The following is a 21,088-nucleotide window of genomic DNA, read 5'->3' as shown; positions in this document are numbered from 1 at the left end:
ATCATGCCATTAGTTATTGTTGCCATTGGAATTATAGCCCTATTAATCTTAATCATGGGTCTGAAATTAAACACATTTATTTCCTTAATTATTGTATCCTTCGGTGTTGCGTTGGCACTTGGTATGCCATTAGATGGCATTGTGAAAACGATTGAAGCCGGATTAGGCGGAACACTTGGCCACTTAGCGTTAATCTTTGGACTTGGAGCGATGCTTGGTAAGTTAATCGCTGATTCAGGCGGTGCGCAGCGAATTGCGATGACGCTTGTGAACAAATTTGGTGAAAAGAATATTCAATGGGCCGTTGTGTTTGCATCATTCATTATCGGTGTTGCCCTCTTTTTCGAAGTAGGCTTAGTTCTATTAATTCCAATCGTCTTTGCGATTTCTAAACAGTTAAAGGTTTCGATTTTATATCTTGGAATTCCTATGGTTGCCGCTTTATCGGTTACCCACGGCTTCCTTCCGCCACACCCAGGACCTACGGTGATTGCGGGTGAATATGGCGCAAATATTGGGGAAGTATTGCTTTATGGCTTTCTTGTTGCCGTACCAACCGTTATTTTAGCTGGACCACTCTTTACAAAGCTGGCGAAAAAAATGGTTCCGGATTCTTTTACAAAAGCCGGCGATATTGCTTCATTAGGTAAACAAAAGGAATTTAAATTAGAGGAAACACCTGGATTTGGAATCAGTGTCTTTACCGCATTACTTCCTGTTATTCTTATGTCATTCGCGACAATCGTAAATCTTTTGCAAAAAACAATCGGATTTGAGGATAATGGCTTCCTTGCTGTGATTCGCTTCATTGGTGACGCCGGTACAGCCATGCTGATCTCGCTGTTAGTGGCCGTCTATACAATGGGCTTAGCTCGTAAAATCCCTATCAAAACCGTGATGGAATCTTGTACGAACGCGATTACAAGTATTGGAATGATGCTGTTGATTATTGGGGGCGGCGGTGCCTTCAAGCAGGTATTAATTGACGGCGGTGTTGGTGATTATGTAGCTGAGATGTTCCAAGGCACTTCCTTATCACCGATCCTACTAGCATGGATTATTGCCGCTATCCTGCGTATCTCACTTGGTTCTGCAACTGTTGCGGCGTTAACAACAGCAGGACTTGTGATTCCAATGCTGGGACAAACGGACGTGAATCTTGCTCTTGTTGTATTAGCAACAGGTGCGGGTAGTGTGATTGCCTCTCACGTAAACGATGCTGGTTTCTGGATGTTCAAGGAATATTTTGGCTTAAGCATGAAAGAAACATTTGCAACCTGGACTTTACTTGAAACGATTATATCCGTTGCTGGATTAGGCTTTATTTTATTACTAAGCTTGTTCGTGTAAGCTTTATCAGGCAGATGAGTTCCCACCTCGGTGAGGGCCTCACTGCCTATTATTCTGAAAAAAAGGAGTCGATTATAGATGTTACATACCATTGGTGTGATTGGTTTAGGAGTTATGGGCAGTAATATTGCGTTAAATATGGCGAACAACGGAGAGCAGGTGGCCGTTTATAATTACACAAGGGATTTAACCGACAAGCTTGTGGAAAAGCTTGATGGACAAAGTATGACTCCCTACTACGAGGTAGAGAACTTTGTCCAATCACTAGAAAAACCGCGTAAAATTTTCTTAATGGTGACGGCAGGTAAAGCGATTGATTCGGTTATCAGCACGTTAGTTCCTCTTCTGGAGGAAGGCGATATTATTATGGACGGCGGAAATTCTCATTATGAGGACACAGAACGCCGCTATGAGGAGCTGAAGGCAAAGGGCATCGGTTATTTAGGAATTGGGATTTCAGGCGGAGAAGTCGGCGCGTTAACCGGTCCATCGATTATGCCTGGCGGTGACAGAGAGGTTTATGAAAAAGTCGCCCCTATTCTAACGAAAATTGCGGCGCAGGTAGACGGTGAGCCTTGCTGTGTGTATATCGGACCTAAAGGTGCGGGACATTTTGTCAAAATGGTCCATAATGGAATCGAATATGCCGACATGCAGCTGATTACAGAGGCCTATTCCTTTTTACGAGAAAGATTAGGTTTATCTGTTGAGGAAATTGCCGATATCTTTGATGAGTGGAATCAAGGTGAGCTGAAGAGCTATTTAATCGAAATTACGGCAGAGATTTTAAGGAAAAAGGATGAGATTACCGATTTACCACTTGTTGATGTGATTCTTGATAAAGCAGGGCAAAAAGGAACCGGTAAATGGACAAGCATTCAAGCGATCGATAACGGAATCCCTACTTCAATTATTACTGAATCCTTATTCGCTCGTTATATCTCTTCATTAAAAGAGGAACGCGTGAAAGCTGAACACATCCTATCAGGACCAATTAAAGGTCAAGAAACTCTTGATAAAAATGTATGGATTGACTTCGTGAGACAGGCTTTATATATGGGAAAAGTATGTGCCTACGCCCAGGGCTTTACCCAATATAAAATGACTTCAGAGTTGTATGGATGGGATTTACCATTAAAAGATATCGCCCTGATCTTCCGCGGCGGCTGCATCATTCGCGCGAAATTCTTAAATGTCATCAGTGAAGCCTATGCGGAAGAGCCTAACCTATCCAATCTATTAATCTCACCCTATTTTGTGGAGATGATTAAGGATTATCAAAACGGCTTACGAAAGGTCGTTTGTGAAGGTATTCAAGCAGGAATCTCATTCCCATGCCTAAGTGCCTCCCTTACCTACTTTGACAGCTATCGTACCGGAACCTCCAGTGCGAGCCTTCTACAGGCCCAACGGGATTACTTTGGTGCCCACACGTACGAACGACGTGATTTAGAAGGCGTTTTTCATACGAATTGGGTGTGACCGAATTGGGTGTGACAGGCACCATCCTGTTATAAACCCCACTATTTGCATGATATAAATACAAAAGAAAAGCAGGAGATTTCATTTCCCCTGCTTTTCTTTTATATACATCTTCTCTGTGAAACATTCTGTGAAACAAGATTTTTCGGGTGGTGCCTGTCACCCATCTGGTGTCACCCAACCATCTTTTCAGCACGTGAAGGGTCCACATGAGTGTTTTTCAGTGAAGAAAGCTTATACATCAGGATTCGTTTGACTGCTTCATCAATTCTCTCTTCCGACAATTGATTTGTTTCTACAGCTTCTAGAATGCCATTAAATACTTTTTTCTGATTTTCTAATGTATGACATACGAGTAATATATCGGCTCCTGCTTCCACAGCCTTATAGCCTAGGTCCTCATAGGTGAAGTATTTATTCACGGCGCCCATTTCCAAGTCATCAGTTACGACGATGCCCGTGTAGCCCAGCTCATCCCTTAGCAGCTCTTGAATAATGGTTGGCGAGATACTAGCTGGATTCACTTCATCATAAGCAGGATATTTAACATGTGTCACCATGACGAAAAAGCTCTGATGGTCGATTTGCTCTATTGTTTTTTTAAACGGATAAAGGTCTTGATTTTCTAAGTCGAACCGATCTACTTCAACGGATGAGGTATCCTTGTGAGGATCGACATTGGTTCGTCCATGACCAGGAAAATGCTTTAAGGTCGCTACCATTCCAGAGTCTACTAGACCCTTAATGACTTCCTGGCCGAAGAGGTTCGCTTTCTCTGGGTCCGATCCGAAAGAACGGCTGTCCTGATCCGATAAATCTAAAACAGGCGCAAAGTTCACATGAATCCCCATGGTAGACAATTCCTGACCAGTAAGATAAGCGGTATGATAAACAGCGGCCGCATCGCCCTGCTGGCCTAATGTTTGCTGTGACGGAATCGGGGTAACATGCTCCTTCATGCGGACAATCGCTCCACCCTCTTGGTCAATGCTTAGCATCAGGGGAAGCTTGTGCTGAGTTTGTGAGGCAAGCTCCTGCAAATCATTGGACAACTCCGCCACCTGCCTTGGCGTTTTCATATTCCGATCGTAGTAAATAACGCCGCCGACGTTGTAATCCGTAATCATTTCCGTAATATGGTCATCCACCTGCGAACTTTGAAAACCAACAATCATTAATTGACCGATTTTTTCGCGCAGACTCATATTTTCCATGATAGTCTCAACCTTTTTCTCCAGCTTATTTTCCGGCGTGTCACCGTTATCTTTGCTCGGCTCTGAATCTGGATCTCTAGGCTCTGAATCTGGATCTCTAGGCTCCTCATTTTTAATATCCTGTTCATTCTGGAGCTCTTCATTTGGTTTCGTAGAATCTTTATCCTGGTTGAAAAAGAAGACTAATACCAATGAAAGGACAATCGCTAATAAAAATACAATACTATATAACGTGGCGATTCTCTTTTTTGTCATGACCATCATCCTAATCTAAATACTGTTTTTTCTAGGTAAGCTACATCAAGGGTGCAACAGACCTCTTACTTTTGAGCAATCAATGAACCATATGGCGTGAACATTCTTCAAGCGCATGTATTTCATCCTTTAGCACATTCAATTGCTCATTTAACTTTTCCGCTTCCGTCTTTGAAAGTTCATGCTGTGCAGCATATTCGGCAATACTTTTCATTTCAAAAAGCTTCTTCTCTATTTGTTCTAATATTCGATCCCTTTGTTTACCCCATTCCAGCTGCTGCTCAAGGAATTTTTTCCACTCTAGTTGATTTTTCTCCATCGTAGACCTTCTTAGCATTTGACTTAATAAATATCGTAACAAATGTGACTTTGGATTACTAGAGCTGATAGTGCTACTGGATTGGATTCCTCTGCATTCATCGGTTGAATAAATTCGGAGCTAATCATTTAACATCAGGACAGTTGAATCCACTCACAGTAATATTTCTCTATCAGTCAATCTGTGAAACATTTTGTGAAACAAGATTTTTCGGGCGGTGCCTGTCACTATAGCTTTTGTGTGCTGTTTCCACTTCTCCTGCATTCACGTCCCCCTGCCAGAAGGTTTTTTTTGCAAAAAGACTCAAAAGAATTGGGAGAACTAGTAAAGCAATCGTGACATAAATGATATGGAATACGGATAAATTCTCTAAGATCGTGCCGCCCAATGCACTTCCAAACACAATACCCAAGTTAAAGGTACTCGATTGCAGGGAGGTTGCCACATCTTTTCCAGTAGCGACCTGTCTCGTGACAGCCGCCTGAAAAATCGAAACAAGCGCTCCGAAGGAAATGCCCCATAAAAGGAAGGCTAGATGTGAGATAAAAGCTGCACCTTTAAAACCCACAAACAACAGCATCGTGCCAAAAGCCAAACTTAACATAAAGGCTGTCAGAGCTCGAAGGTGAGTATCGATGACTTTACCTGCCATGACAACGGACAGGATCGTCCCAATCCCAAACAGAATGGAGGCCAGCTTGATTCCGCCGGCAAAGCTAATATCTTCGACAAGCGGGGCAATATACGTATACAAACCATAATGGGCCATAATCGTGAGGAAGGTCACGACCAAGCAAATGACGACGGACTTATTGCGAATGATGTAAAAAGGTGAATTTGTTTTTGTTCGTTGTTCCCCTGCAATAGACGGTAAAATCACCTGACCCAAAACGGCAATCGCAAAAATAATCGCCGACAGAACGCCAAATTCGATTCTCCAGCCAAGCTCCGTACCAATTGTGGTCATAATCGGTAAACCGACCCCAAGACCAAGGGTGCTTCCGGCCATGGTAACTGCAATGGCTCTTCCATGCTGCCTAGGGGATACGAGACGCATTGCATAGGCCGACACCATTGGCCACAGCACACCAGCAGAGATTCCTCCGACAAGTCTGGCAGCAGCGATTAGAAAATAGGACGGCGAAAAGGCAATGATTAAATTGGAAACCCCGAAAACATACATCAGGATCGTCAACAGTTTTTTTCTGTTCATCGGCATCGTCAAGGTGATTAACGGGATCGTTCCGACCGTAGAGGCAATCGCATAAATACTGACTAATAGTCCGATAGATGAATAGGAAACCTGCAGACCTTCACTCATTTCAGGCAGAATTCCCGAAGGTACCAGCTCTGACAGTATCCCCATAAAGGTCACGCTTGATAGCAGCAATAAATACAGCCATGGAAATTTCTCTTTCATTTAATCTATGATTCCTCCCTCTTTTTAGTTATAGATTCTGTAGTTGTTAGTTTTTGGAGAATTGGTCTCTCAAAGGTCTGCATACATGTAGATTAAGTGATGCAAACCGAATCAAACGCATGGCCACATGCCCTTTATCCACACAGCCTAGTTTGTACAAGAAGAAAGCAAGGGAATTGGAACCTTCCCCTGCTTTTATTTAAATATGTAGCTAATAGCCAGTTCAAAATCTATATTTTGATATGCGAAGATGCAGAAAGTCCTTACACATCATAACGTGAAACGCTGTAATCGTTCTAGCATTATGCTAAAGGTAATTTCTACCTAATCAATACAAGGCAGAATCATCCCACTCCATTTCTTCTATGAACCTATCTCTGTGAAACATTCTGTGAAACAAGATTTTTCGGGCGGTGCCTGTCACTCCATGCAATTTCACCTTTTACCGGCTTTAAAAAATCGATATGAACAGCTTGGCGATCAAGTAACCGACCAATCCACAGCAGGGGAATGTCAGCACCCAGGCGAGTACCATTTCTCGGACAATGCCTAAATTAACATTCCTAATACGCCTTGCAGCTCCCACGCCCATAATTGCGGTTGTTTTTGTATGGGTGGTTGAAACCGGTATGCCACCAGCCGTGGAGAGTAATAAGCAGATTACCCCTGCCAAATCTGCAGAAAAGCCCTGATATTTTTCCAGCTTGACCATATCCATGCCAACCGACTTGATGATGCGATAGCCGCCAATGGATGTACCGAGCCCCATCACGGACGCACAAATAATCATCAGCCATAATGGTATAATCACTTCGGCAGCTTGCGTCTGCCCCTTCGATAGAAACATCCCTAGCAGGAAAACACCAATGAATTTCTGACCATCCTGTGCCCCATGCATAAATGCCATGCCGGCGGCGGACATAATCTGCGCTTTGCCAAAAAAACGGTTCGTTTTCTGACGATCCATCCTCCTGCAGAAAAGCTCAACAAGCTTGACCACGACAAAGCCAAGGACAAAGCCCAGTACAGTAGAAAGGACTAAACCATAGAGAACCTTGACCCATTCCTCGCCATTAATGCCAGAGAATCCCCCCTGTAAAGCAATGGCTGCTCCTGAAAGCCCGGCAATTAATGCATGACTCTCACTAGTTGGAATTCCAAATACCCACGCTGCCGTTGCCCAAAGGACAATCGCTGTCAAGGCTGCACATAACGCAACCAGGGCATCATCTACATCACCATGGAAATCGACCATATTGTAAATAGTCTCTGCCACCTTTTGATTGAGCATGGTCATGGCGATTACACCGAGCAGGTTGAACACGGCCGCCATGAAGATAGCCGACCCCATCCGCATGGCACGGGTAGAGATACAAGTAGCGATGGCGTTAGGGGCATCAGTCCACCCATTCACAATGATGACTCCCAATGTGAGAACGGTCGTGATAATTAATGCCGGATTCATGCTAAATTCTGAGATGAAGTCCATGAACGTTATAACCATAGGATACGACTTCCGTGCGAGATTAATGAGCCTTGCGCCAATACCATTTCAAGCATCATCATCATCTTCCTTCGGTTTCATGATCATTTCTTCCGGAGTCTGATGCTGTATTGCCACAAGTGGCAATGAAACGAAAAGCCGCTATTCATTCCGAATCAAGCGTGAAAACCTCATCGTACCCCGGCACGTCTATCAGTAAAATTCAATATTCAGTATATATAGTACTATCAAAATTATATCATAATAAAATACCAGAACTATGGAAACAACAGGACAGATTGTGTAAATTATATGGAATTTAGTAGACAGCTTAGCCTTCCTTCATCTTTGACATGTGGAGACTTCTTCTGAAGTGTGGGGTAAATCATGTACTCTTTAACCGAAAAATTACCGTATCTCCAATGATACAAATAAACGTCCGTGAAACATTCTGTGAAACAAGATTATTCGGGGCGTGCCTGTCACTTTTTAAGCAGGAATTCTATAGAACTAATAGAATACTATGTATGAGCGCATTAAAAGGAGGTATATTTGTGAAAAAACACACAGTGATGGCAAAGTGGCTTTTAGCCAGTACGCTTGGAATCGCAGCGGTTGGCGTTGGGGGAACTCTTCCTGCTCCAGCGGTCTATGCGGAGCAGTCTATGAAACAAGCAGATTTTGAAAAGGCAGCGAAGGATTTTATTTCGCTAGCGGAGCAGCAGGACTGGGATACGCTTTATCCTTTATTAAGCGAGCAGCTGCAGGAATTTTTGCCAAAGGAACAATTGCCACAGCTTTGGGCAGGTTTAAATGCTTATGGAAAAATTAATAACGTTGTACTGCAGGAGAATCAACATAATGGTCTTCATCAGAAGGTAAAGCTCCTTGTCACTGCCGCGAATGGACCATTAGTATTCGTGTTTAACTATGATGAAAATGGAAAAGTTGTTGATTTTCATCCGGAACAGGCCAGTGACCCGAGTCAAATCATTAATCCAGACTATAACCATCCTGAGAATTATATAGAAAAACAAATCACGATTGGTGATGCTCCTTTCACATTGCCAGGTGTCTTAACACTCCCTAAAGGTGATGGACCATTTCCAGTGGTTGTTCTTGTCCACGGTTCAGGGCCAAACGATATGGACGAAACAGCTTATGGCTTTAAGCCATTCCGTGATATGGCAGTAGGGCTGGCGAATCATGGGGTTGCCGTGCTTCGTTATGATAAAAGAACCAATACACATTCGATAAAATCAAGCATGGACCCTAAGTTTTCCATCATGGAGGAAACCGTTGAGGATGCCAATCTCGCGGTAGAAGCATTGAAATCCATTCCAAAAGTGGATAGCAAAAATATCTTCGTACTAGGACACAGCCAAGGCGGATATGCTTTACCACTTATTTTGGAAAATGACAAATCCAAGGATATAAAAGGCGGTATCGGAGTTGCAGGTCCAACCGGTAAATTCCATGAGCTGTTATTATGGCAAATGGAGCAGTCACTCTTGCGTGCCGAAGAAATGAATGCGCCACAGGAGCAGCTTGATGCAGCTAAAGCCCAGGTGGATTGGCTAAAATCACAGATTACTTATCTCAATGATCCACAATATTCACGAGACAACCTGCCGCCTGAATTCCAATTGACTCCGGCTTACTGGTGGTTTGATTTAAATGACTACGACCCAGCAGAGCTGATAAAAGAGCAAAATGTCCCACTGCTATTTTTACAGGGCGGAAAGGATATCCAAGTCCCTGCTGAGCATTTGGAAAACTGGAAAGCTGCTTTAGACGGTCGGAAGAATGCCCAGTATCAATTGTATCCTGATATGATGCATTTCCTTGCCAATTATCCAGCTGAGCCAGACGGAATGACCGAATATATGACACCAGGAAATGTCGCGGAGGAGATGATTAACGATATCGCTGAATGGGTCAAGACAGGCACTATCACCGAGGAAACGGACGTTGATTTAACAGTCTATAAGGATTACGAGCCAGGTCTATTCTGGTCAGAACCATTTGCCTGGGCCATCGGTGAAGGTATTATCAAGGGCTATGAAGTGGAAAAAGTATTGAAGCCATACCAGCCAATGACTGAAAGCGAGTATTTACGAGTCTTTTTACGGTATAAATTAGGCGAGGACTTGAAGGATGAATCATTAGCCAACATCTATTCTCTTGCCAAATCATACGGTCTTCCTGTAAAAGAAAAGGGAAATGCTGCCCTATCAAGAGGCGAAGCAGCCGTTCTGCTTGTTAGCACCTTTACCGAAAGCACCGTAAGCGAGGAAGAGGCTGTTCAATGGTTATATGATCACAACCTTGTTGATGGCTATCTTGATTCAAATGGACAAGCACCGAAAAACTATACCTCCTTTAAGCCAAATGAACCAATGAAGCGGTCTCATATTGTTACGATGCTGTATCGCATGGATCAGGCTAATCAATAGTTCGATTATTTGAAGCACGGATTTCGTGCTTCTTTTTAAATGATTATTTGCCCTCGAAATCCAATGCTTATGTTCGGGGCGTGCCTGTCACTTTTTATCACTCACAAACCAAGTATCAACACTCCCAATAACTGAAACTGCTACTTCGATTCAGCCGGGGTTTGAACCCCTACTGAATCGAAGTACCATTCCCATTCATCCCCCACTTGTAGAAGTGGAGGACTTCTGCTGAATGAAGTTAAAGAACTCGATCTCTTTTGCAAAAATATCCCCTCCAATTTAACAAACCACCAGAAACAATCGTCACAGCCACTCTATTTATGTGAAGATTCTATGACATCCCAATAAAAATCTCCCCTTCTCCCTCAACTCATAGGACCTTTTTCCACCTCTTATCTATATAACAACTATGAAGGTAGTTCAGGACAAATACTACATAGGGTGAGGGATTCAGAATGGATTATGTACAGGAAATGTCTGCTTTTTATAGTTGGCTGGAATTACATCCGCTTTCGCCGTCGGCGATTAATGTATGGTACGCATTGATGCATATGAATCATAAGTCAGGCGGGAATCATCACTTTTCTGTTGCGGAGTCGGTGCTATGTGTCAAAACGAATCTAACAGACCGCACGTTACGGAAGGCCCGCAAAGAGCTGAAGGAAAAAGGCCGGATTGATTATGTCTCAAGACAAGGAAAAGCCCCAAGATATCGGATCATTCCTTTCCAGAGTCTGGAGCTTTTCCAAGAAACTCAGCAGACGAACAAATATCCTTCTGAAAAAACAATTTCCTCTGATAGCGCCGAAAAAAATGTGAATGCAGTCCCATCAGCAGGATTTCATTCCGAGCTTGATAAGACCAAAAGTGATTCCAGACAACGCTTCGAATTGGAACATATCAATGTATCCTATTCCGAGAACCACTCAGTTTCGCAAAATCTACCTCAACATCATGCCAAACATCACTTTGGCTCGGAAAATATTACCGAATTTTATTCTGAGCACCACTCATGCTCGGAGAATATTACCGAACTTCAATCCGAGCACCACTCATGCTCGGAAAATATTACCGAACTTCAATCCGAGCAACGCTCATGCTCGAAAAAAAATACCGAACATCATTCCAATCACCGCTCAGGTTCGGAAACGATTACCGAACATCATTCCAATCACCGCTCAGGTTCGGAAACAGATTCCGAAGTTTGTTCCGCATTATTTAGACAACAACAGACAGACACACAGAAGCATTCCCTTTCGTCTGAAGTCGTTGAAACCTGGAAAGCTGTTTTTGGCTATGCGCTTCGATCGAATCACGTTCAAATGCTCGAAACCCATTTGAACCGTTCACGCATGACAATGGAGCTCATTTTGGAGGCGATTGAAAGAGTGAAGCGGGCCTCCAAGCCGGGGTTAGGTTACCTATGGACCATTCTCTCCAACTGGACTCGTTTAGGAATTAAGACCATTTCGGATTTGGTGAAGCATGAAATTAACCGTGATCAAAGCAAAAAGCCAACCCGCCCATACCGACAGCATGATAAAGGCCGAGATATTTCCCGCAGCTTTCAGCTTGATTTAACAGAAGGGGAGGATTGGTGATGAAATCTGAGCAGACAATTGGGACGATGCCTCAACTGTGTTTAGCTGAAAAGGCATTGCTGGGAAGCTTTTTAAAAGAAAATCATCTGCTGCAAGACACCTCCATCCTGCCAGAACATTTTGCGGAAGGACGGCATAGGCTGTTACTAAGGCTGATGAAAAAAATACATAGCCAATCGAGAGCCGTAGACTCGGTAACCATTGCACTTGAGGGAGATCCTGAAATTTTCGGTGGACTTTCGTATGTCCAGGAGCTTTTATCCTATGCCAATCCTGAGCGTTATGAGTCTTATGAGGATATCGTGCTCGAGGACTGGAAGCAACGCGAGAAGAAGAACATTTTAACCTTGGCGGTAAAAGAAGAATGGGCCATGGATCGAGTGATCTCCGCTTTACAAAATATGAATCAAGCCAAGATCAACGATCATCGGTCCATCAACGACGAGCTTTTGGCTGTTTATGATGATCCTTGGTGCGAGGCAAAGCAGCCACCCACTGCTCTTTCTGGAATCGCACAGCTCGACGCCTTTACAAATGGCTTTCAGGACGGAGATTTAACCATCATTGCAGCAAGACCCAGTATGGGAAAAACCGATGTGATGCTTCATCTGGCAAAGCAAGCCGGCTGGCAGCGCTATCTGCCGGTGATTTTTTCATTGGAAATGCCCGCTCATAACATCACAAAGCGATTGATTGCCAGCACCGGAGGCTTCAATCGGGCGAAAATGCGGGATCCTTATCAGCATTTAACGGAAGCGCAAAAAAACCATTGGTCAACTGTATTAGGCAGGCTGAATGAAACGGAAATTCAGCTATTCGACGGCTCCAGCCAAAGCGTCCCAATGATGCGGGCAAAGCTACGCAAAATGATTCATGAATTCCCTGATAGGAAGCCGATTGTGTTTATCGATTATTTGGGGCTCATCACACCGAATGACACCTACGGCGGCAACGCCAATCAGCAGATAGGCGAAATCTCTAAAGGCCTGAAGGCGATGGCAAAGGATTTCAACTGTCCGGTTGTCTGCCTTGCCCAGCTGAATCGCTCGGTTGAGCAGCGGCAGGATAAGCGCCCAAGCATGAGTGACATTCGAGACTCCGGCTGTGTCGAGCAGGACGCAGATATGATGATTCTACTTTACCGCGAGAAATATTATGACCGCTCAGTGAAGAATCCAGCATTGGAGCTTATTATAACGAAAAATCGAAACGGGCCAGTAGGTACAGCCCATGCCGTCTACAATGAGAATACGGGGGAGATCAAGGATGCCGACCATCAAAGAGCTATTTGAAGAAGCTGTTCAGAATGACTATTCCTATACGGCCCATTCCCTCTATTACCTGATGCGGGAGGGCCTGGTGTCACCAAATGATTCCCATACCATTCTGAGTCAGGTACAGATCGATACCGAGCTGGTCGACGAATGGACAAAGCAAAATTATCTTTGTATTTCGGTTGAGAAGGTCTATGCTTTAAAAATTACCCGTGATGAGTTTGTGTTCGTTTTTGCCAAGAATCCACAGCAGGCCAGCGATCTAATCAAAAGAACCTGGAGCCTTGTCCCGCGCAATTGTCATGAATATTCGTTAGATTTCACGATTGTCAGAGGAAATGAATTTGTGAGCTTCCGCGAGTTCCCTCTCTGTTAGGATAGATGTCGTACGATACTTTAGTGTTATAGTTAAGTAAATAACACGGAGGTTGATCGATATGACTGAAAAAAATGGAGCACGATATACGCAAGAACAAAAAGAGGCTATTATCAAACGAATGATGCCGCCAAATAATGAATCTGTACCGGTAATCTCGAAAGAATTGGGTATTTCAGATGTGACATTGTACAAATGGCGTAGGGCAGCGCGCGCAGATGGTATGGCCACTCCCGGTAATGGAAAAACAAGTGATAAATGGAGCAGCCAAGATAAGTTTTTAATCGTGATGGAGACGTTCGCGATGAATGAAACGGAGCTTGCCGAGTATTGTCGTAAAAAAGGTTTGTATCGTGAACAAATTGAAGCATGGAAAACGGTATGCCTTCAAGCAAATGGTCAGGCCTTCGACCAAAGTAAACAGCTAAATGGAGCTCTGAAGGAAGAACAGAAGCGTGCTAAGGAATTAGAAAAAGAGCTTCAAAAGAAAGAAAAGGCACTCGCAGAAGCTGCGGCTTTATTACTTTTGCGAAAAAAGGCCCAAGCGATTTGGGGGGACAACGAGGAAGAATGATTAGCCCGTCAAATCGCGCATTAGCAGTTGAACTCATCCAAGAAGCTAATCAAAATGGTGCGCGATTAGCGAAGGCTTGTGAGGAACTTCATATTAGTGTTCGAACATATGAGCGCTGGGTGGAAGATGGAAACGTGAAAGTCGATCAGCGTCCATTTTGCGAAAAGACCCATACCGAAAAATAAGTTGTCTGAAGAAGAAAAAGAAGAAATTCTGACAGTGATTAAGCAGAAAGAATACGTCGATTTACCGCCGACACAGATTGTACCAAAGCTGGCAGACAAAGGAACTTACATTGCTTCAGAATCAACTTTTTATCGAGTATTACGTGAAGAAAAAATGCAACATCATCGCGGTCGTAGTCAAAAACCTGGTAAAAGAGTCCCTGAGAGTCATCTGGCAACAGCACCAAATCAAGTGTGGACATGGGATATTACGTGGCTTGGCGGACCGGTGAGAGGTTTATATTATCGACTCTATTTAATTATCGATTTATTTAGTAGAAAGGCAGTTGGCTGGGAAGTTTGGGAAACAGAAGAATCAAAGCACGCTGAAATGCTTGTGAAAAAAGCAGTAATCAATGAAAAAATACAAGGGGCACCACTTGTGCTGCATTCAGATAACGGTAGCCCGATGAAAGCTGAAACATTCTTAAGTTTACTAGAGAAATTAGGTATTCAAAGCTCCTTTTCAAGACCGCGTGTGAGTAATGATAATCCTTACTCAGAGGCAATGTTTCGGACACTCAAATATCGACCGGATTATCCACATAAAGGTTTTGCATCACTAGAAGAAGCAAGAAAGTGGGCACAGCAATTTGTCTATTGGTACAACGAAATTCACCTGCATAGTGGGCTAAATTTTGTGACGCCTGTGCAGTGTCATACCGGAGAACACTTAGCTATATTGGAAAAGCGAAAAAAGGTATACGAAGTCGCAAAGGATAAGCATCCAGAACGTTGGGCAAGAGGCACAAGAAATTGGGCACCAAATGAGAAAGTAGCACTAAATCCAATGCGAGATGAGGGACAGGGTAAAGTATTAAGAAAACCATAGGATCCATATTTCCTGGTGATTTGAATTGAAAGCAAGCTTTTACTTTCGATTCAAATCACCAGGGCACCAAGCGCAGCGCGGTAGCCTTGACTAAGCTAGGGCATTGGGAAAATTCTATTAGAATACTAAAGTAGCTAAATGCGACAACTATATTGACAAACACCGAGTTAAAGAAGGATTACTTGAGCTTTCCAGCGGTGATTGGGGTTTATCGGAGAGATGAGGTTTAGGAACGGAAATCAACCTCCCAGTGTATCAGAGCCTAAAATAAAAAAGTGCCTACAAGTTCATGTATTCATGACCTGTAGACACTTTTTCTTGGATGCCATAAGCCCCAAGTTCTTTCTCTATAACGCTTACGAGGTTAGCTGACGGATTCGGGCCAGAGTAGCCCTACCTATGTAAAGGATTCACCCCTTGGATTCTACTGAATCCAGATGGTTCCCCCGCACTCTATGGTTTCGGCGATTTAGAATTTGGAAACTTTTTTGTTGGTATTGGGTAAGTAAAAAGGTACTGTCTCTTTTAAGAAACTTTGGAGTTTACATAAGCCTCTTCGATAAGTTCTGAATCAAAGTCATTATAGTAGATAACCTCAGTAAGGACTTTGCTTCCCTTGATTTTCTTAAAAGATTCTTTAGCCTCTTCTTGATTATCAAATTCAAACATTTGAACATCATTTTTTCCATACACAGTAATAACCCACATTTTAAAAGTTCCCTCGCTTTTATTTTTAATTTCCAGAATTATCCCAATGCCGTTTCGCCTAACAATCATTTGTTCATTTGCTTTACTTAAACGCTGCTATTTTTTGCCCCCTTTCTTAATCGATTGAAGGTGCCTATTTATTTATACAAAACAAGCTTACCTCCTACATATGTTATTGTACACCATTTTGATTGGATAATTGTAAAAATTTTTTGACAATTTTATGACACCAGGTTTATGAAGGTCTTGGGACAGCAATTTGGAATTAAGATTCTCAGATTACTAGGAAATATACCCGTCCCTCATGTCCCCAGTATCACAATTTCCAGCTTTCCATCACGGTTCTTTATTTCAATCACTTCATCAGCAAACAAATACGGTGTATCAAACCGATCCTGTTTTTTCATCTCGAGATAATAATTATTGGCGGTCAGGATAGGAAAGACCGCATTCGTCTTTTTAAACATATTTTGGCTGACCTCTATCTCCGCCATCAAGATGATTTGTTTTTGCGAGAGGGCAAAAAAGAGCTTCCCAATTTCTTTATCATTTTCCTTGATAGAAATCTGCTGGAGCACCGAAATAAGGCATGTGACCAAATCATTCAGCTGCTCGTTGGTTAAACCACTTAACTGAACTTCCTCCAATGCCTTGTTCACTCCGCTTTTGATTTCCTTGAAGGAAAATACATCTTCAATTCGAAGCGCTGTTTCGTTTTTCCAAGGCTTTCAAACCTTTTTCGCATTTCAAATAAATAGTCCTTGATAAAACCTGTATACTGTTCACGCTGCACAACAAAATCTGTAAGCTCATGAATACTACGAATCTCTTGGCAGCGATTCCGGATTAAGGTCAAGAAAGAATAGACATCCTTCTCATCAAATGTCTGCTCCACCAATTTACGATAATAATAATTCAGCAATGATTGTTCTTTCGCGTCCATCTGTCTCTCCTAGTTGTAAAAATTTATATCCTCTTCATTGTATAACTAATTGGGACGAGGGGACAGTCCATTGTCCCTGAAATAAACAATTAGGATAACACAATGCAAAGCCCTATCCAACCCAAGGATAGGGCTTTGTCGTGCATATAGAAATTTGGGACAAACCTGTCCCTCCGTCCCAAACCTCCCTTCCATATGTTTCAAAAAGACTATTCTTTTCCGGAAGAATATTATATATTGATAATATTATTCCAGTTAAATTCGTGTTGGGGATAGCAGTTTTTTCTGCTATAGGGAGAATTAGGATAATGTTTTAATAGGTGAATTATTTTTTTAGAAAAATGTTTTATTTATGATTTCCTTTATACAGGCTTCCAGTTTATTTACTATCCTTTTAATCTCTCACAACATAGACTTACATTACTAATTGGCAGGGGAAATGATGATGCTCAATAAAAGGTTCAAACTAAAATTAGGAACTAAGATCAATTTTATCGTATTATCTATTGTTTTATTTTTTTCAGTTGTCATTAGCGTTGTCGTGATTCAAGAGGTTACTTCTGGGATTAAGAATTTTGCTGTGTATAAAGCAAAAAGTGATTTGAATTTAGCTTATCGTTACTTAGATACGAAATATCCAGGTGATTGGAATATTCAAAACGGACAATTATTTAAAGGCTCTATATTAATGAATGAAAACGATAAGAATCTAGATGAAATAGGAAAAGATACAGGGGATACGGTCACCATTTTTCTGAAAGATACTCGAGTCGCAACAAATGTCATGAAGGATGGAAAACGTGTCATCGGCACGAAGGTTTCACCTGAAGTTGCAGACCAAGTTTTAAAAGAAGGCAAAAATTATTATGGTGAGGCAAATGTGGTTGGCCATACCTATCAAACAGCGTACATGCCAATTAAAGATAAAACGGGTGAAACGATTGGGATTTTTTATGTTGGATCATCGCAAAGCATCATAAAAGATACCCTTTCTTCATTTAACCAATCATTTGCTGTCGTTTTAATCATCGTAATCCTGCTTTCCATTACAGCTATTTATTTATTCACCCGTATTCTTCGGAAGAGATTAACCAACATCTCGAGTGCTCTTGAAGAAGCAGGACAGGGCGATTTTACCAATGAACTCGTTGATGAATCAGGTGATGAATTAGGTGAGTTAACCGAGAGCTACAATCGGATGAAAGAAAATCTAGCTACCATGATCAAAACAGTCATGGAAACCTCCGAACAAGTCGCAGCTTTTTCTGAAGAATTATCAGCAAGCTCCGAGCAAACAAGTCAGGTTACAGAGCAAATAACAGCCGCTATTCAACAAATGGCAGAGGGTGCTGGGACTCAAACCGCAAGTGTTCAAGAAAGCGCCCTATCAATAGAAGGAGTGACGGAGGGAATCAGTCAAATCGCTCAAAATTCTTTCTTAATTGTAGAGACTGGAGCCGTTACAACCAATTTGGCAAGAAATGGCGGCAGCTACGTGGAAGAAACGGTTCATCAGATGGAATCCATTCACGCCTCTGTGTCCGAAAGTGAAAAGCTCATCAAACAATTAGAGGACCGGTCGATACAAATAGGCAAGATTACAAAGGTCATTACGGATATTGCAGACCAAACCAATTTATTAGCATTGAATGCAGCGATTGAAGCGGCTCGCGCAGGTGAACACGGAAAAGGATTTGCTGTGGTGGCTGGCGAGGTTCGAAAATTAGCTGAACAAACCCAACAATCCTCCATCCAAATCATTGAGTTAATTCAAAGCATTCAAAACGATGTCTCTCATTCAAATGTTTCAATGAATCGGGTGAAGGGAGAAGCTCAAGAAGGCTTGGTGATTGTTGAAAAAGCTCATGTCAGCTTCACTGAAATTATGGATTCAATGGAAAAAATGAGCTTGCAAATTGGGAATATGGCCTTAACAGCTGAAGATATCGCTGCAACCGTTAAAGACGTTTCGTCTACCTTTAACGGAATAACCACCATTGCCAAAGAAACCTCTGACCATTCACATAGTGTGGCGGCAAAAACGGAAGAACAACTGGCCTCCATGGAAGAAATCACTGCTGCTGCCACCGCACTCTCACAAATGGCTTTAGATTTACAGGGGTTGGTGGCTCAATTTAAAGTGGGACAGAGGGACATTGTCCCAGATGCAAATAATTAGGATAACCCAATCCAAAGCCCTATCCAATAGAGGATAGGGCTTTTTCAAAAATATATAAGCTTGGGACAGGGGACCTGCCCTGTGTCCCAGTGACTTTTATCACATATTTTATAGGTCAAATAGATTACAATTAATGTTTATTTGTTAAATGAATCAAATTTGAATTTTAAGATTGATAAGGAGGCTTATATGCAGCTTTTAGAGATGAAACAACTAGAGTTTAAGATTAATGAGTTACGATTAAAATTAGCCCAAATTGTGAACGAGACAGGATTAAATAGTCATGAAACACTTAATTGCAGTCAAAAATTAGATCATTATATCACTATTTATCAGGAACGGAAAATGAATGATTCATTACTTTTTCCGTTGGTTAGACAATGAAAAGAACTAGGAGGGAACGTTTAATGAAACGGTTATTGAGATCATTTTTACACATTAGAACAAAATTAATTATATCTTTTTCTTTATTACTATTAATTCCCACTGTTACGATTGGGCTACTATCTTATCAAACCGCTGAAAAGGCCGTTGTGAAGGAAGTAACCGCTGGTATAACGGAAAATATTGAGCTAATTAATACGTCCATTGAAAACACGATTAATCCTAAGCTGCATGATATCGAGACCTTTTCCGGAATTGTAGCAGCTCCATTTTATGAAGAAGCCAATACTCCTGAATTGCGAAAGGAATTTAGCCGGTATATTGAATTGCATCCAGAGGCAGAGCTTCTATACGTTGGAACTACGACAGGATTATTTATTCAAGAGCCTGATACGGCTATGGATGCTGATTATGACCCAAGAGAAAGAGATTGGTATAAAGCAGCCATGGATAGAAAAGGGGAATTGGTGATTTCAGAACCTTATGTTTCTGCGACTACAGGTCAAATGGTTGTCACCATTTCTCAAATCACACAGGATCATTCGGGTGTCGTTGCGGTTGATATCAATTTAAATCAATTACAGCAATTAATGAATCAAGTCAATATCGGTGAAACAGGTTTTGCCTCCCTTTTAGATGGTACGAGAAAATATATTGCTCACCCGACAATACAAGGTGGCAGTGAAGGAAAGGAAAGTTTCTTAGATACAGTCTTTAAGCAAGAAAAGGGACAGCTTGATTATATTTTAAAAGATAAAGAGTCCGTATTGACGTTTGGAACCAATCCATTAACGGGCTGGAAAATAGCTATTTCTATAGAAAAAGATGAGGTCAACGAAGAAGCATCGTATATTCTGAAAAATACGCTATTAATCATTGGGATTGCGATCATGATTGGTGCTATTGCTGTAACCTTTATTACAAAATCAATCATTAGGCCGCTTAATGAGTTAAAAGAAAAAACCATCACCATCAGTAATGGCGATTTGACTGAGAGAATTCATGTACGGACCAATGATGAGATTGGACAAGTAGGGCAAGCCTTTAATGACATGCAGGATAAGCTGAAGGAACTGATGGTAAATATCGCTAATGCCTCTGAAGTTCTTTCATACGAAAGTGAAGAATTAACCCAATCAGCAAATGAAGTGCAGGCTGGTTCTGCACAAGTCGCATTGATTATGCAAGAGATAGCATCTGGTTCAGAAGCACAGGCCAATACCTCTAGTGAGATGTCCTCCATCGTAGCCAACTTTGCCTCAAAGGTCCAGGAAGCTAATGAGCAGGGAGAACAGATTCAGGAATCATCTCATCATGTCCTAAAATTGACAAATGAAGGAAGCACTTTAATGGACGCATCTACCAAGCAAATGACCAAAATAGATCAAATCGTTAGAGAGTCGGTTCAAAAGGTACAAGAGCTTGATCAACAATCACAGCAAATATCCCAATTGGTTGTGGTCATAAAGGAAGTCGCCGACCAAACCAACCTATTGGCCTTGAATGCCGCGATTGAAGCAGCAAGAGCTGGAGAGCATGGGAAGGGCTTTTCGGTTGTCGCTGAAGAAGTTAGAAAGCTAGCTGAACAAACGGCTACCTCCGTAACGGATATTACAACAATCGTCCAAAATATTCAAAATGGATTTAATGGTGTAACAGAAACCTTACACGACGGATATGAAGAAGTGGAAAAAGGCACCGCTCAGATTGAAACCACTGGCGAAACGTTTACATGGATTAGCCAATCGGTCACAGAAATGGTCAACAGCATCAACACCATATCTGGTAACCTATCAGACATTTCCGCCAACAGCCAGGAAATCAATGGCTCGATTCAAGAAATTGCGGCGGCGGCAGAACAATCTGTTGCAGGGATTCAAGAAACCTCAGCGTCCATTCAACAAACCTCTAGCTCAATGGAAGATGTCGCACGAAGCTCAAATGACCTCTCTAAGCTATCTGAGGAATTAAATGGATTGGTCAAGCAATTTAAGATATAGAGGGATAAGGATGA

16 protein-coding genes, 2 pseudogenes and 1 riboswitch are annotated in these 21,088 nt (G+C 42.1%); of the genes and pseudogenes, 11 read left to right on the top strand and 7 right to left on the bottom strand.

The genetic code is table 11. The annotated features are described in order from the left end of the window. The first annotated feature begins 3 nt into the window (after positions 1–3). Both BQ5321_RS05375 and gnd read left to right on the top strand, forming a co-directional pair. The gene (locus BQ5321_RS05375) at positions 4–1,350 is read left to right on the top strand and encodes a GntP family permease (RefSeq protein WP_071393536.1); all 1,347 of its coding nucleotides are present in this window, start codon (positions 4–6) and stop codon (positions 1,348–1,350) included. A gap of 78 nt (positions 1,351–1,428) precedes the next feature. Continuing rightward, positions 1,429–2,832: a decarboxylating NADP(+)-dependent phosphogluconate dehydrogenase gene (gnd, locus tag BQ5321_RS05370; RefSeq protein ID WP_071393535.1), complete on the top strand. Its 1,404-nt coding sequence runs from the start codon at positions 1,429–1,431 to the stop codon at positions 2,830–2,832. A 173-nt stretch (positions 2,833–3,005) separates the two neighbouring features. On the opposite strand, the gene nagZ is transcribed toward gnd, so the two are convergent. The 4 genes from nagZ to BQ5321_RS05350 all read right to left on the bottom strand — a co-directional run bounded on the left by nagZ (position 3,006) and on the right by BQ5321_RS05350 (position 7,505). After that, on the bottom strand, positions 3,006–4,301 hold the full coding sequence (nagZ, locus tag BQ5321_RS05365) for a beta-N-acetylhexosaminidase (protein ID WP_234978359.1): 1,296 nt from the start codon (positions 4,299–4,301) through the stop codon (positions 3,006–3,008). A gap of 79 nt (positions 4,302–4,380) precedes the next feature. Then, positions 4,381–4,620 (bottom strand): hypothetical protein, encoded by a 240-nt coding sequence (locus BQ5321_RS05360; protein WP_071393533.1) that lies wholly within the window; start codon positions 4,618–4,620, stop codon positions 4,381–4,383. 172 nt (positions 4,621–4,792) lie between these two features. Then, positions 4,793–6,040: an MFS transporter gene (locus tag BQ5321_RS05355; RefSeq protein ID WP_084786661.1), complete on the bottom strand. Its 1,248-nt coding sequence runs from the start codon at positions 6,038–6,040 to the stop codon at positions 4,793–4,795. 451 nt (positions 6,041–6,491) lie between these two features. After that, positions 6,492–7,505, bottom strand: coding sequence for an inorganic phosphate transporter (locus tag BQ5321_RS05350; RefSeq protein ID WP_261798753.1), 1,014 nt, complete (start codon positions 7,503–7,505; stop codon positions 6,492–6,494). A 572-nt stretch (positions 7,506–8,077) separates the two neighbouring features. Here BQ5321_RS05350 and BQ5321_RS05345 point away from each other — a divergent pair. The 5 genes and pseudogenes from BQ5321_RS05345 to BQ5321_RS05320 all read left to right on the top strand — a co-directional run bounded on the left by BQ5321_RS05345 (position 8,078) and on the right by BQ5321_RS05320 (position 14,860). Next, entirely contained in the window at positions 8,078–9,979 is a 1,902-nt protein-coding gene (locus BQ5321_RS05345) for an alpha/beta fold hydrolase (RefSeq protein ID WP_071393531.1), read from the top strand. Between the two features lie 455 nt (positions 9,980–10,434). Continuing rightward, a complete protein-coding gene (locus BQ5321_RS05340) occupies positions 10,435–11,580 on the top strand; it encodes a DnaD domain protein (RefSeq protein WP_071393530.1) in 1,146 nt (381 codons plus the stop codon). Beyond that, positions 11,580–12,872 (top strand): replicative DNA helicase, encoded by a 1,293-nt coding sequence (locus BQ5321_RS05335; protein WP_234978358.1) that lies wholly within the window; start codon positions 11,580–11,582, stop codon positions 12,870–12,872. Before BQ5321_RS05340 ends, BQ5321_RS05335 begins: the two co-directional genes overlap by 1 nt. Continuing rightward, positions 12,847–13,230 carry a hypothetical protein gene (locus BQ5321_RS05330; protein ID WP_071393529.1) on the top strand — a complete coding sequence of 128 codons (384 nt, stop codon included), beginning with the start codon at positions 12,847–12,849 and terminating at the stop codon, positions 13,228–13,230. The genes BQ5321_RS05335 and BQ5321_RS05330 overlap by 26 nt, the downstream gene beginning before the upstream one ends. A gap of 61 nt (positions 13,231–13,291) precedes the next feature. After that, positions 13,292–14,860, top strand: a pseudogene (locus tag BQ5321_RS05320) (IS3 family transposase). 338 nt (positions 14,861–15,198) lie between these two features. Further along, positions 15,199–15,337, bottom strand: a riboswitch (cyclic di-AMP (ydaO/yuaA leader). A gap of 48 nt (positions 15,338–15,385) precedes the next feature. On the opposite strand, the gene BQ5321_RS05315 reads toward BQ5321_RS05320, so the two are convergent. The 3 genes from BQ5321_RS05315 to BQ5321_RS24615 form a co-directional block, all read right to left on the bottom strand. Further along, positions 15,386–15,637: a hypothetical protein gene (locus BQ5321_RS05315; protein ID WP_315970083.1), complete on the bottom strand. Its 252-nt coding sequence runs from the start codon at positions 15,635–15,637 to the stop codon at positions 15,386–15,388. Between the two features lie 233 nt (positions 15,638–15,870). Next, a complete protein-coding gene (locus tag BQ5321_RS24620; protein WP_071393527.1) occupies positions 15,871–16,227 on the bottom strand; it encodes a hypothetical protein in 357 nt (118 codons plus the stop codon). Continuing rightward, positions 16,224–16,511, bottom strand: a complete 288-nt coding sequence (locus BQ5321_RS24615) for a hypothetical protein (protein ID WP_071393526.1) — start codon at positions 16,509–16,511, stop codon at positions 16,224–16,226. The genes BQ5321_RS24620 and BQ5321_RS24615 overlap by 4 nt, the downstream gene beginning before the upstream one ends. A gap of 445 nt (positions 16,512–16,956) precedes the next feature. On the opposite strand from BQ5321_RS24615, the gene BQ5321_RS05300 reads away from it, so the two are divergent. The 4 genes and pseudogenes from BQ5321_RS05300 to BQ5321_RS25075 all read left to right on the top strand — a co-directional run bounded on the left by BQ5321_RS05300 (position 16,957) and on the right by BQ5321_RS25075 (position 21,074). Beyond that, positions 16,957–18,690, top strand: coding sequence for a methyl-accepting chemotaxis protein (locus tag BQ5321_RS05300; RefSeq protein WP_071393525.1), 1,734 nt, complete (start codon positions 16,957–16,959; stop codon positions 18,688–18,690). 189 nt (positions 18,691–18,879) lie between these two features. Then, positions 18,880–19,074 carry an aspartyl-phosphate phosphatase Spo0E family protein gene (locus BQ5321_RS05295; RefSeq protein WP_071393524.1) on the top strand — a complete coding sequence of 65 codons (195 nt, stop codon included), beginning with the start codon at positions 18,880–18,882 and terminating at the stop codon, positions 19,072–19,074. Continuing rightward, positions 19,071–20,135: pseudogene (locus BQ5321_RS25080) on the top strand (HAMP domain-containing protein); the annotation flags it as partial. The gene BQ5321_RS05295 and the pseudogene BQ5321_RS25080, both read left to right, overlap by 4 nt. Then, the gene (locus BQ5321_RS25075; RefSeq protein WP_407639274.1) at positions 20,127–21,074 is read left to right on the top strand and encodes a methyl-accepting chemotaxis protein; all 948 of its coding nucleotides are present in this window, start codon (positions 20,127–20,129) and stop codon (positions 21,072–21,074) included. The pseudogene BQ5321_RS25080 and the gene BQ5321_RS25075, both read left to right, overlap by 9 nt. The last annotated feature ends 14 nt before the right edge of the window (positions 21,075–21,088 follow it).

It is taken from the genome of Bacillus tuaregi, assembly GCF_900104575.1.
Taxonomy (GTDB): domain Bacteria; phylum Bacillota; class Bacilli; order Bacillales; family Cytobacillaceae; genus Bacillus_BD; species Bacillus_BD tuaregi.
Note: the sequence above shows the minus strand (reverse complement) of the source record. Positions and strands in the feature narration are given on the sequence as shown.